15 protein-coding genes and 1 pseudogene are annotated in these 11,000 nt (G+C 67.6%); 8 read left to right on the top strand and 8 right to left on the bottom strand.

The genetic code is table 11. The features are described 5' to 3' along the window. Nucleotides 1–174: 174 nt before the first annotated feature. The 3 genes from ABFX55_RS02705 to ABFX55_RS02695 all read right to left on the bottom strand — a co-directional run bounded on the left by ABFX55_RS02705 (nt 175) and on the right by ABFX55_RS02695 (nt 2,439). Nucleotides 175–732 (bottom strand): SIS domain-containing protein, encoded by a 558-nt coding sequence (locus ABFX55_RS02705; RefSeq protein ID WP_346117258.1) that lies wholly within the window; start codon nt 730–732, stop codon nt 175–177. Nucleotides 733–999: 267 nt separating this feature from the next. After that, nucleotides 1,000–1,605 carry a CAP domain-containing protein gene (locus tag ABFX55_RS02700; RefSeq protein WP_346117256.1) on the bottom strand — a complete coding sequence of 202 codons (606 nt, stop codon included), beginning with the start codon at nt 1,603–1,605 and terminating at the stop codon, nt 1,000–1,002. A 270-nt stretch (nt 1,606–1,875) separates the two neighbouring features. Then, complete coding sequence (locus tag ABFX55_RS02695) at nt 1,876–2,439, bottom strand: hypothetical protein (RefSeq protein ID WP_346117254.1); 564 nt, start codon at nt 2,437–2,439, stop codon at nt 1,876–1,878. Between the two features lie 303 nt (nt 2,440–2,742). On the opposite strand from ABFX55_RS02695, the gene ABFX55_RS02690 reads away from it, so the two are divergent. Beyond that, nucleotides 2,743–3,006, top strand: a complete 264-nt coding sequence (locus tag ABFX55_RS02690) for a hypothetical protein (protein WP_346117252.1) — start codon at nt 2,743–2,745, stop codon at nt 3,004–3,006. 477 nt (nt 3,007–3,483) lie between these two features. Further along, nucleotides 3,484–3,966, top strand: a complete 483-nt coding sequence (locus ABFX55_RS02685; RefSeq protein ID WP_346117250.1) for an RICIN domain-containing protein — start codon at nt 3,484–3,486, stop codon at nt 3,964–3,966. A gap of 200 nt (nt 3,967–4,166) precedes the next feature. On the opposite strand, the gene ABFX55_RS02680 is transcribed toward ABFX55_RS02685, so the two are convergent. Genes ABFX55_RS02680 through ABFX55_RS02670 form a run of 3 tightly spaced genes read right to left on the bottom strand, consistent with a single transcriptional unit; the run spans nt 4,167 to nt 5,702 of the window. Continuing rightward, nucleotides 4,167–4,628, bottom strand: a complete 462-nt coding sequence (locus ABFX55_RS02680; protein ID WP_346117248.1) for a DUF4267 domain-containing protein — start codon at nt 4,626–4,628, stop codon at nt 4,167–4,169. Between the two features lie 28 nt (nt 4,629–4,656). Further along, nucleotides 4,657–5,145, bottom strand: a complete 489-nt coding sequence (locus ABFX55_RS02675; RefSeq protein ID WP_346117246.1) for a cupin domain-containing protein — start codon at nt 5,143–5,145, stop codon at nt 4,657–4,659. Next, the gene (locus tag ABFX55_RS02670) at nt 5,136–5,702 is read right to left on the bottom strand and encodes a TetR/AcrR family transcriptional regulator (protein WP_346117244.1); all 567 of its coding nucleotides are present in this window, start codon (nt 5,700–5,702) and stop codon (nt 5,136–5,138) included. The genes ABFX55_RS02675 and ABFX55_RS02670 overlap by 10 nt, the downstream gene beginning before the upstream one ends. Before the next feature lie 262 nt (nt 5,703–5,964). Between ABFX55_RS02670 and ABFX55_RS02665 the strand changes: the two are divergent. From ABFX55_RS02665 to ABFX55_RS02655, 3 genes and pseudogenes are all read left to right on the top strand, one after another. Further along, a pseudogene (locus ABFX55_RS02665) lies at nt 5,965–6,057 on the top strand (integrase core domain-containing protein); the annotation flags it as partial. 100 nt (nt 6,058–6,157) lie between these two features. Next, nucleotides 6,158–6,463: a hypothetical protein gene (locus ABFX55_RS02660; protein ID WP_346117242.1), complete on the top strand. Its 306-nt coding sequence runs from the start codon at nt 6,158–6,160 to the stop codon at nt 6,461–6,463. 133 nt (nt 6,464–6,596) lie between these two features. Then, the gene (locus tag ABFX55_RS02655; protein WP_346117240.1) at nt 6,597–6,839 is read left to right on the top strand and encodes a hypothetical protein; all 243 of its coding nucleotides are present in this window, start codon (nt 6,597–6,599) and stop codon (nt 6,837–6,839) included. Between the two features lie 192 nt (nt 6,840–7,031). Here the strand turns inward: ABFX55_RS02655 and ABFX55_RS02650 are convergent, their stop codons facing one another. Beyond that, nucleotides 7,032–7,631, bottom strand: coding sequence for a GNAT family N-acetyltransferase (locus ABFX55_RS02650; protein ID WP_346117238.1), 600 nt, complete (start codon nt 7,629–7,631; stop codon nt 7,032–7,034). Between the two features lie 635 nt (nt 7,632–8,266). On the opposite strand from ABFX55_RS02650, the gene ABFX55_RS02645 reads away from it, so the two are divergent. Together ABFX55_RS02645 and ABFX55_RS02640 are read left to right on the top strand one after the other, a co-directional pair. Then, on the top strand, nt 8,267–8,530 hold the full coding sequence (locus ABFX55_RS02645) for a hypothetical protein (RefSeq protein ID WP_346117236.1): 264 nt from the start codon (nt 8,267–8,269) through the stop codon (nt 8,528–8,530). A 533-nt stretch (nt 8,531–9,063) separates the two neighbouring features. Next, nucleotides 9,064–9,729 carry an AIM24 family protein gene (locus tag ABFX55_RS02640; protein WP_346117234.1) on the top strand — a complete coding sequence of 222 codons (666 nt, stop codon included), beginning with the start codon at nt 9,064–9,066 and terminating at the stop codon, nt 9,727–9,729. Nucleotides 9,730–9,801: 72 nt separating this feature from the next. Here the strand turns inward: ABFX55_RS02640 and ABFX55_RS02635 are convergent, their stop codons facing one another. Beyond that, entirely contained in the window at nt 9,802–10,155 is a 354-nt protein-coding gene (locus ABFX55_RS02635) for a VOC family protein (protein WP_346117232.1), read from the bottom strand. A 145-nt stretch (nt 10,156–10,300) separates the two neighbouring features. Between ABFX55_RS02635 and ABFX55_RS02630 the strand changes: the two genes are divergently transcribed. Further along, nucleotides 10,301–10,975 carry a DUF1345 domain-containing protein gene (locus ABFX55_RS02630; RefSeq protein WP_346117230.1) on the top strand — a complete coding sequence of 225 codons (675 nt, stop codon included), beginning with the start codon at nt 10,301–10,303 and terminating at the stop codon, nt 10,973–10,975. Nucleotides 10,976–11,000: the final 25 nt, after the last annotated feature.

Below are 11,000 nucleotides of genomic sequence, written 5' to 3'. Positions count from 1 at the left end.
AATCCGCTCAGGCACGCAATTCCTGGTATCCAGTTATCTCGGAAACAGCAGCTTTCGCTACAGCCGGACGCCGGAGGAGCAGATGAAGACCCCTGGAGGTGCGTCCCAGGCTTTCGCGGACAGCCCCGCGGAGCTGGAAGAGTGCGGCAAATTGGAGCGGACGACGCCGCTTGCTCACTCCATGTTGGTGTGTCTGGCGCGCATCGCCTCGCCCGTGGCGCCGGTCAGCCTCCTGAGCTTCAACACCATCACCTCGAACAGCACGAACAGCGCGCCCTCGTAGACCGAACCCATCGGCAGGACGGAGACCCGCCCTTCGCCCTGATCGCTGGCCATGGTCTGCGCCGGGATCACGAGCACGAAGTCGGCCAGCCTTGCCGCGCTGCTCGCAGGCTCAGCCGTCAGCAGAAGGTTTGTCGTGCCCGCCGCTCTCGCCGTCTGCATCAGCGCCAGCACCGTGGATGTTTCGCCGGGACCGGAGGTGACGAGGAGGACATCGCCGCGTCCCAGCGCCGGCATGGTCACGTCGCCGACCACCCCCACCGGCAGGCCGAGGTGGAACAGGCGCATCGCGAAGCCCTTGATCTGCAGCGCCTCCCTGCCGCAGCCATAGACCCCGATCCTTCTCGCGTCAGCGATGGCCCGGCAGGCCGCGTCGATCAGCCTGTCGTCCACCTTCGCAAGCGCGGCGCCCAGCTCGTCGAGCGCGGCGCGAATGAGGTTGTCGCTCATGGCAGCTCCGCCATCAGGCCCTTGGTCCTGCGATAGTGATTCTTGGATACCCGGCGCTGTCGCTCATAGACGGCATGGTTCTGATCGGCCACAAGCGCACGCTCTTCAGGCTTTCACCGAAGGATGTCCTTCTCCGTCACCGTCGGAGCATGACGACGACCCGTGGCCGGAGACTCAAGCGGTGCGGCGCTGTCCCATGCGGGCCGATGCCGAGCCGTGGACGGGTTGAGGAGAGGCTCGGGAACCTTCTCGTCATGCCCGCCGGAGTCAGCTGGGCCTCTTGCCGAGCCTCTTGCCGATGACCTTGTCGCCGAACGTGACCGTCCAGTGAGTCTTGTCGCCGTTGACCGCCCGCCCGACACCGAACGACTTCAGGCCGGGGTCGAGCAGGATGTCGCGGTGACGGAGGCCGAGCTTGGGTGACTCCACCGTCCACCAGTGCATCGCGTCGGCGGGCCGGCCCGAACCGCCCCACCCGTAGTAGTTGATCTCACTGACCCGGCTGAGGCCCGTGACCCCGCACTGCGTCAGCCGCGTGGGGATGTCGCGGCCCAGCGTGTCGACGTGATCCTTGGGCGAGTGCCCGCGCGCCGCGCTGTCATGGCTCGCCCAGGCCGCGGCGCGCTGCAGGCTCGTCGCGGAGACCAGCTTCGGCACTCCGTTCGCGGCACGGAACCGGTTGATCTGCGCGTGGAGTTCACTCTCGACCTGGTCCAGGTACAACGCCCGCAGGTCCTGCAGAGAGTCGGTGCTCATCCTGCAGTTCGTGATCGGTGCGGCCGCCTGCGCAGGGCCGGCGACCAGAACGCCGACGCCGAGGGCGATCGCTGGGGCGAGAACCGTGATCCGGGTCCTCCGGTGGCGCTGCTTCATGTCTACCTCGCTGCTGTGCTCGGCTGTCGCTGATGACACTGTGCGGCCGTTCACCTGCAGTGCGCCTACTCCCCGCTTGCACGGACGGCACGGCCGGGGCGTCCTCCGACATCGCCGTTTCGCAGAGGATCCAGAAAGCGGCCAAGACCCCCCATCGTCGCCGCTTCGCTCCAGAAAGCGGTCGAGGTGTCCCCATCGTTACTGCTTCACCGAGGGTCCAGAAAGCGGAAGGGCCATCCCGCCGTGGCGGGATGGCCCTGTTGTGATTTGTTAGGCGTCGGCCTCGCAGGAGGTCTCCGCCTCCGCGTCGCAGAGATCGGTCCCGGCTCCGCCGAAGACCTGGTCGAAACCGCCGTCGTTGCCGAGAAGGATGTCACTTCCTCCGTTGCCGTTGATGATGTCGTTGTCGCCGTCCCCGGAGACGAAGTCGCGGGCCGAGCCGCCGGAGAAGACGTCGCCGCCAGGACCGAGGAAGCCCCTCAACGGCAGCGTGGTGTTGTTGCGCACCGTGTCGGCTCCGCCCTGCGTGTTGACGAGGATGTTGGTGATCCCCGCGCTGTTGCAGCGGACGGTGTTGGCGTCGAGATTCGCGCAGGTGAAGCTGCCGGCGAGGAGGGTGTCCTTGAAGTTCCTGACAACCAGGAACCCTCCCTCCACGCTGATGTTGATCTCGTCGCCGATGTTGCTCGAGTTCACCGAGAGCTTCCCGCTGATCGCCACCACATTGGTGGCGGCCATGGCGGGTGTGGCGCCGACGGCCGCGAGCGGGATGGCGAGCAGTGCCCCCGTCGCCAACGCGCGTAGACCGGTCCTGCGCCCGAGGTTGAGCTTCACTTCTACTCCTCTGAGTTATGGGCCCCCTGTCACGAAGTGGAGTACATCGCGATTCCCGCCGACGGTGTGCGTACGAATGCACACAGCGAAGCGGTCCTTTTACCGGTTGACTCGCTCCCGCAGGTCGGGGCGGCTCCGGGCGATGGAGCACCGGATGGGCGGTACGGCGTGCCCAGCCGCTGTCAGCCGGCCGTACGGTCGGCCTGACGACGCGTTGACCGGTGGCGCCCGGTCCCTTCTACGCCTGAGCTGACCCTCTGGCCCTGCTCTCCCTGGCCACCCGCTCACTCCCGAGAGGACGAAATGACCGAAGACGTATACCGCACCATCGCCGAAGGCGACGGCTGGCAGATCACCATCGACCCCACCGAGGGCGGCTTCATCGTCCAGTACTGGGAAAGCCAGGCGTGCCTCGTGATGGACACACAAGGCAACTGGACTGACGCCACCCCTGAACGACTCGCCGGCTCTGAGCGAGGCGCGTTCATCTGGGCCGATGAGAACGAAGCGATCGCGGCCGCCACGCGCGACGACTCCTCGTCCGCCTCCCGGGACAAGGTGGGCTGACCCGTGGGCCCCGCCGGGCCCGCGATGAACGCCACGCCGACCACCTCGGCCTGCCCCGTGTGCAGCGCGCCGATCGCGCAGGCCCGCACCGGCCGCCCCGTCCGCTCCTGCGGAACGCCCTGCCGCCAAGCCCGCCGGCGACGGGGCCCGATTGGCCACCAGCGGACGCCCTGGGCTGAGCCTGGTCAGGCCCGGTCGATCCAGGCCAGCAGGGCGTGGCGCTCGTGCGGCATACGGCACCGGCCGCGCCTCACTCCCGGACCCGGCCATCGCGCCGGGCATGGGGGCAGGGGTGTCCAATAGCTGACGGGCCATGGAAACGCGTGAAGATCGGGCTAATAATCGACGCGTACGGCGATGCAGAACCCCTGTCTCACCGCTCCTCCGAGGCGCCTGATCACGTCAGTCGGCAACGTCGAAAGGCAGAAGATGCGTTCGTGGAAACGTGCTGCGGCGGTGCTCTCCGCAGCAGCCCTGATGTCCCTCCCTGCCCTACCGGCCGAAGCCACCACGACCTTCACCTTCAGCAACCTGCACAGCGGCAAGTGCCTGGAGGTGGCGTACGCCAGCACCGCGAACCTCGCGGACGTCGGCCAGTACACGTGCCACAGCCTGAGCAACCAGAAGTGGTACATACAGTCGGCCGGCGGAGGATGGCAGGCCCTGATCAACGTCAACAGCGGGAAGTGCCTGGACGTGCTCGACTGGAGCACAGCCGACTTCGCGACCGTCACCCAGGACACCTGCGACGGCGGAGCCAACCAGAAGTGGGAGCTCGTCCAGGTCGTGATCGGTCCCGGGCAGCCGAGCAACAGGATGATGCTGCGCAACCAGAACAGCGGCAAGTGCCTGGAGATCCTCAACTACAGCACCGCAGACTTCGGTGAGGCAGTCCAGTACAGCTGCTACGAGGGCGCCAACCAGGTGTGGGTGTCGCCGCAGTGGTGGTGGCCCACCTGATCCCCACCGCTCCCGACCGCACCTGATCGGGTGCCACCGGAATACGGCAGAAACTGGCCGCGGTGCGGCGGTGAGATCTGCTGGGTCGGCGAGATCCGGGTGCGCGCGCGGATCGCGCCTGCCGCGCCGACCCAGCAGCGAGCTGGGCGGCCTGCTGTCCCTGTGCCTCGAAATCCCACCTCACCCATGGAGCAAGAAGATCAAGACGAACGGCTGAACCCGTCGCGGGGAACCTGTGGGGCTGCGAGAGGCGTGGAGGGCTGGGGTCGGGAACCGCTTAGCAGGAGGATGCCGGCGATTATTACTGCCGAGGCGGTGGCGCCGTGCACACCGAAGGCGATCGCGGGCGCTCCGCCGGAGAGCAGCACGATGAACATGTCGCCTATGGGGGTGAGCGCCATCGCCAGCATGACCCACCCCAGGACGCGACGGTTCCCGGTCGCGAGGACCGCGAGGATCACCAGGCCGGACACCACATCCCGGACTCCTTTGACGGCGAGGAATCCCGCACCCTCGCCACGTGGCCAACTCGGCAAGCCGAAGTCGGGCGCCATGGACTGGGGAGCCAGCAGATAACTCACCCCGATGTAGCCGATGAAGAGGGCGCCGACGACAGCGAGAACGGTACCGATCGAGGTGCGAGAGGGCGGCTTCGCGGACATTGAAAATCTCCTTCAACACTGGTGGGCATCAGGACGCCTGGCGGTCGCGTGTCCAGGCGGGGCTGTCGAGGAAGTGGTTGTCGTACACGTCCTGGGAGGCCAGCAGTTCCTCGAGCGTGGCCGCGCCCCTGCGGAGGCGGTCGAGCAGGCGGAAGTACTCAAAACGCTGGATACCGGGGGCGACGACGATGAGGAGGTCGGCGGTGTGGCCGGGGGCGGCGGCGAAGGCGTGAGGTGTCAGCGGGGGCACGGCTGCCACGTCACCCGCCGCCAGCGTCACGACCTCCTCGCCGGACAGGAGGCGGGCCTTGCCCTCCAAGACGTAGAACAGCTCGGTCGACGTGGCATGGTGGTGGGGTACAGCGCCGTCCGCGCCTTCGGCGAGCGTCATCCTGATGGTGCTCAGCGCACCGCCGGTGTCGTTGGAGTCGAGCAGCAGCCGTCCCGTGGCCGTGGGCGAGATGATGGTCTCGGCGTCGACCGCGCGGACAACGGCGGTTTCCACGATCATTGACATGTCAGGTTCCTTTCCAGCGCGGAGGACACGAGCCGCTCTGCGTAGGCCCGGTCGACCGGCGCGCCTGTGATCATTACTCGGTAGTAGAGGGCGCCGGCCAGTTGGTCGAACAGCGCCTCGGCGTCAAGGTCCGCGCGCAGCTCGCCGCGCACGCGCGCCTGTTCGATCAGGGCGAGCGCGAGGGCGTTGCGCCTGGCGTACTGCTCGCGAGTCAGCTGGCCGATGTCCTCGTGCCTGGCCGCAGCCGCCACCAGTTCGCCGACCACCCCCGCCGATGAGCCCTTCTGGCCGCCTGCCGCGCGCATGCGGTTGAGCCCGACGGCGATCTTCTCCAGGTAGTTGACGAGGTCGACCCGGATGTCGCCGGTATCGGTGATCTCGTCGTCCGCCTGCAACCGCGCCACCACCGCGACGGCCAGGTGATCCTTGGTCGGCCAGCGGCGGTACAGCGTGGTCTTGGCCACGCCTACCCGCTCGGCCACCTCATCGATGGACAGACTGGCATAGCCACGCTCGAAGATCAGGGCGGCGGCGATTCGCAGCACCCGCTCGTCCACCTGCGTGTCACGCGGTCGTCCGCGAGGCACCATCACGAACCTCCCCTATTCCGCAACTCTTGTAGCGAAATAAAAGGTACTCTGTGTAAGCGAATTACGCAACACTGGTTTCGTAATTGTGGGATAGCCGAACGTGCACTCCCCGGCTGCCGCGCCGCTCGAGGTATCGACCTCGTCGAGGTCGCGCTGCAGGCCCCCGGTCGACGGACGTTCGCAACCGGACATACGGTTCTGGCACCGCGCCCACGCCCACTTCGCCGGCCTGGGCATCACCCGCAAACGCACCCGTCCCTACCGGCCCCAGACCAACGGCGAAGTCGAACGCTTCCGCCGCACCCTGGCCGACGAATGGGCCTAGGTCCCGATATATCGTGCGCGAAGTCGGAGGTGATCACGGTGCATCCGGTCTTGTGACAGCCCCAGCCCGGGGCGTCACGGAGCCGAAAGGTGACCGTATGAGCAAGACCGACAAGACCCGGCCCTGGTGGGTGGGGATGGCCGAAGCGCCGATGGTGAACTGCCGGCCCGTGCATGATCACCGGTTCGGGCCGTGCACGCTGCCGGAGGGGATCACCACCGACAGCGCGTCCCTGAACCGCTGCGGTAGGAGCGGCTGTTACTGGGGCGCCACCGACTATTACCTGTTCGATTGCGGCAGCCTCAGTGGTGGCCGGGAGTGGTACCACTTCCGACGCGAAGAGCGTCGCCGCAGCCGTCACCAGGCGCGCCGCGAGCTGCGCGCCTACAACGGCGAAGACTGAAAGAGAGGGCAGGTCCCGGATATCAGTGGGCCCTGCCCTTCACCGTCCGCCAGCCGATCAATGCCTCAAGTCCCCTGACAAAGGTCTACGGCTGCCTCAGCATCGATGGCAATGCCTCGGCTTCACTGGCGACATGGCCGAGGCCAACGAGATCCTCACCGGCCCCTCCGGCCGCGGCGTGCTGTTCGGCCTGGCCCGTTCGGGCGGGTGTTCCTGCAACCCCTCGCCATGGTCGCCGAGTTCGAGGCGGCAGCACGACGCCCTCGACCCCATCTGCTGGAAGGTCTTCGAGGGGAAGATCAGCGGCAAGCTCGCCACCGACGACCGCCCCGACCTGTTGAGCGCGCTGTCTGTATCCGCGACGGCGACCTGCTGACCGTCCAGGAGACGGACCGGCTTGGCCGCGATCTCCTGGAAGGGCTGATCGTGCCGGCGGCCCGCACCTGCGGCCCGAAGGCGTTCACCGTGGCGGCGCTCGCCCGACGCCTCGCTGATCGCACGCAACCGACGACGAGCTGGACGTCGCCACTGTGCTAGGCCTGGGGATCAGGTCGAGTCGGGTAGCCCCTCAGTCCTCGGGGTCGCGCAAGCCAACGCAGTCAAAGGCCCAAAAGGCCTCAGAGTAGACGAAGGTGCCCGTCATCCACGGCTCGTGAGCGGACAACCGGGCGACCTGGAACGCGGCTTCAGGGATACGCAGCGACGGCGAACGGAAGCCCACCGCGCTGGCACCCTCGAATCCGCGCGTGCCGTAGTAACGTGGCGAACCCTCCAGGAATACCAACGGCACACCCTGGCTGTCGGCCGCCTCGAGGGCGTACGCGATGAGCTGAGTACCGATCCCCTGATGCTGGAACTCCGGGACCACGCCCAGCGGTGACAGGGACAGGACGTCCACGATCCGGCGCGGAGCGTCCAACCGCGTCGCGCTCAGCAGGACATGCCCCACAACCCGGTCATCAACGGTAGCGACGAAGGACATCGGCGCCAACGCAGCCTCCGCAACGCGAAGTGCCTCCACGAGCCCGGGAACCCGCTCACTGTCACCGAAGGCGCGCGTATGAACCTCGCGCACATCTCGGTGATCGTCAGCGGTCTCTTGCCGGATCACCAGCCCGACACCATCGGGAGTGATCCGGGAGCCTTCAGGCGCATCGTGTGACGTCATGCCGCGAGGGTAGATCGCGGGGCGGCTCGTGCGCGAGGCGATTACGCACCAGGTCGTAAGCCCACGCAGACGACAGCGGTCCCGAAGGCGGGAGTTCCCCTCGGCGCTACCAGCCATCCCGCGACCACCCGCATCAGAACGGCCAGTCACGATAAGAGGCGTCCGCCGGGCTCCTTAACGTGACTGGCCGTTCGGTTGCTGCTCAAGCCCCGCATCTAGGCTGCTGAAGCGGTTCGTTCAGGGGGTCGAGGAGCGGCGGTCCACGAAATCCTGTTCTGAGCCATCCACCGCACAGACGAGCGGGTCCTGCTGCTGACCGGCGACAACCTCGACCGCCAGGACGGCGAGGTCAGAGGTGCGGAGTGGTCCGGTTCCCCGCCTCTTCAGTGTTCGCGGAGGCCGCAGTCGGCCGGGTAGAGGGTGGAGCCCTCGGGAACGGCGTCGTAAGGACAGCCCCTTCCCCGCTCCGAGCGACCCCCCGTTCGGGCCCCGAACAGCACTGACTCCCGATATTTACGGATAAATACTGATATGAGTGATCTTTGGGCCTCGGGCGATTATGATCATGGTGATGGCGAAGGCGGTCCCCCGCCACGCCCGGAACGGCCCTACCCCCCACCCTGAAGGGATGCCTCATGCCCACCAAGCTCACCAGACTGGCTGCGACGTCATTCGCTGCGCTCACCCTGGCAGGAACCGCACTGGCGACGCCCGCCGCCGCGGCCACCGGCTCCACCGCGTCGAGCACCTCGGTCGCGTCCACCTGGATCAAGTACGGCGACTACTCCACCGAGGCGAAGTGCAAGGCGAAGGGCGCGGAACTACGACGGAACGGGACGTACCTTTCGTACTACTGCGAGTACACGGGTTTCTTCACGCTGATGGTCCTGACCAGGTAACCAGCTGAAACCCGCGGCCCGGACGGCCACCTCCGGGTCGCGGCCCACCTGCGGCACACGATGTACGCGGCCCGCCGCGACGCCCTCCCGCACACGCTCGACCGGCACGCCCCAGCTGTCGCGATCAGCCGCCTGGCGGACGGCCGGCACGCCATCACCGGTCTCTCCGCCGACCACCGCTCCCCCACGAGCACCGCCGTACCTCCACGGCGACTCCCACGGAGGAGAACCGCACCCCGCCGACCGGATGCCGGCTGAGCCACCGATCACGTCGGGCCGGCCCGAACACGGCGGGACAACAGCTCGTTTCGCCATGAGTGGCGTGTCCTGCAGCTGACCCTCGAGACCGCGTCCCTGCCCCGCGAACGGGCCGAGCTCGTGTCGCCACCGAGCCGCCGGACCGTGGAGCGCACCGTGTCGTGCGGAACGTGCACGGGCCATCCTCCCTGACGAGCACGGTGGGGGCGAAGGAACCGGAGCACCGGCCCGTTCGTCATCACCCATGTCGACGACGCCCGCCGGAAGGGGCCCTCATGCGCAGCGCGCTCTTCAACAACCTGGACACCCAACAGGTTCCCGCCAACTTCGCCCTGCAGAACTCCAAGATGCTCCGCGTCCAGCTGCCCCACGAGGTGCTCGCCAGGCAGGGCTCGATGGTCGCCTTCCAGGGGCAGATGGACTTCGACTACGAGGGGGCGGGCGGGGTCGGAAAGCTGTTCAAGAAGATGATGACCGGCGAGGGCGCGCCGCTCATGCGGGTCAGAGGGCAGGGCCTGCTCTTCCTGGCCGACAACGCCGACGACATCCATCTGTTCTACCTCGAGAACGAGGCCCTGACCGTCAACGGCCGCAATCTGCTGGCCTTCGACGCCCCGCTCACCTGGGAGATCAAGCGCGTGCAGGGTGCGGGTGTCGCCGCGGGCGGGCTGTTCAACATGACGATCAAGGGCACCGGCTGGGTCGCGGTCACCGCCCACGGCACCCCCGTGCTTCTCGACACCTCGCAGATGCCGACCTTCGCCGACGGACAGTCCGCCGTGTGCTGGAGCGCCGACCTGCACGTGGGTGTCAACCGCACGATGAAGGCCGGCGCGCTGATCGGCCGTGGCAGCGGTGAGGCCATGCAGCTCGCGTTCCAGGGGCAGGGCTTCGTTCTGGTCCAGGCGAGCGAGGGTCCGCCGGTGGTCCAGGCGCAGTAGCGTCCGGAGGGTGGGCGAACCGCCGTGGCTTCCGTCGTCCCCGCCGGCTCCGAGGCCGGCGGTTGTCCGTTCTCAGGGAAGCGGTTCGAGGAACTCCAGACGGTTGCCGTGCGGGTCTTCGCTGTAGAAGCGACGCATCCCGGGGAAGTCGTCGTCGAAGGCAACGGGGTAACCGGCCTCGCCCAGCCGCCGGGCCCAGTCGTCGAGGTCACGGACCAGGATGCCAGGGTGCGCCTTCCGCGCCGGCCGGAAGTCGGTCTCGACACCGAGGTGCAGCTCGATGCCGTGGCCACGGAACCAGCAGCCGCCACGGGCGGCGAGGACAGGAGGCTTGGGAATCTCCGTCAAGCCGAGCACGCCCGCGTAGAACTCCCGCAGGACGGGCTCGCTGCCGGGGGGACAGGCCAGCTGGATGTGATGCAGCACCCACGACTCCTCACGCATATCTTGATGTGAAGATACCTCGATCGCTCTCATGTCGACGAGATCGGTTCACACGCGCGAGACCGGATCAGATCCTTCGAGAACCGGGCCCGCGTGCTGCCCGGGGCCGAGCGGGGACGATGGGAGTATGCCTAGAAGTGTCGATCAGCCGCGCGAGCCGCGAGCACGCCGCGGAGTGTCCGCCCAGGTAGAGGTGCTGGTGTCCGCGTTGTGCGGCGTGGCGGTCGCTGTCCCCCTCGTCTGGGTCAGCTCTCCGGCGCTGGGCGTGCTGGTGGGCTGGGACACCGCATGCGTGGTCTACATGACCTGGATCTGGACCGGGATCCTACGGCGTGACGCCGCGGAGACCGCGCGGCGGGCGACCACGACCGATCCCGACCGCGCCGTCACCGACATCGTGCTGCTGACCGCGGCCGTCGCGAGCCTGGTCGCGGTCGGGATCGTCATCGTGCGGGCCACGCACAGCCAAGGGGCCGCGGAACTGGTCGGCATCGCGCTGGGCCTGGCCTCGGTCGTCCTGTCCTGGGCGGTGGTCCACACGGTGTTCACCCTGCGGTACGCGCATCTGTACTACGCGGGGCCCGATGGCGGCATCGACTTCAACGGATCGGGCCCGCCCTCCTACAGCGACTTCGCCTACCTGGCGTTCACGATCGGCATGACCTTCCAGGTGTCCGACACCGCGCTTCGCTCCACGCTGATACGTCGTGCCGCCCTGCGCCATGCGCTGCTGTCCTATCTGTTCGGCACGGGCATCCTGGCCACCACGATCAATCTGGTGGCCAGCCTGAGCAGCAGGTAGCGCTGCGCTGCTGAGACGATCGTGG

Origin of the sequence: Nonomuraea roseola (assembly GCF_039535395.1) — a bacterium.
GTDB lineage: Bacteria > Actinomycetota > Actinomycetes > Streptosporangiales > Streptosporangiaceae > Nonomuraea > Nonomuraea roseola.
The sequence above is the reverse complement of the archived record's forward strand: the minus strand, read 5'-3'. Positions and strand labels throughout refer to the sequence as shown.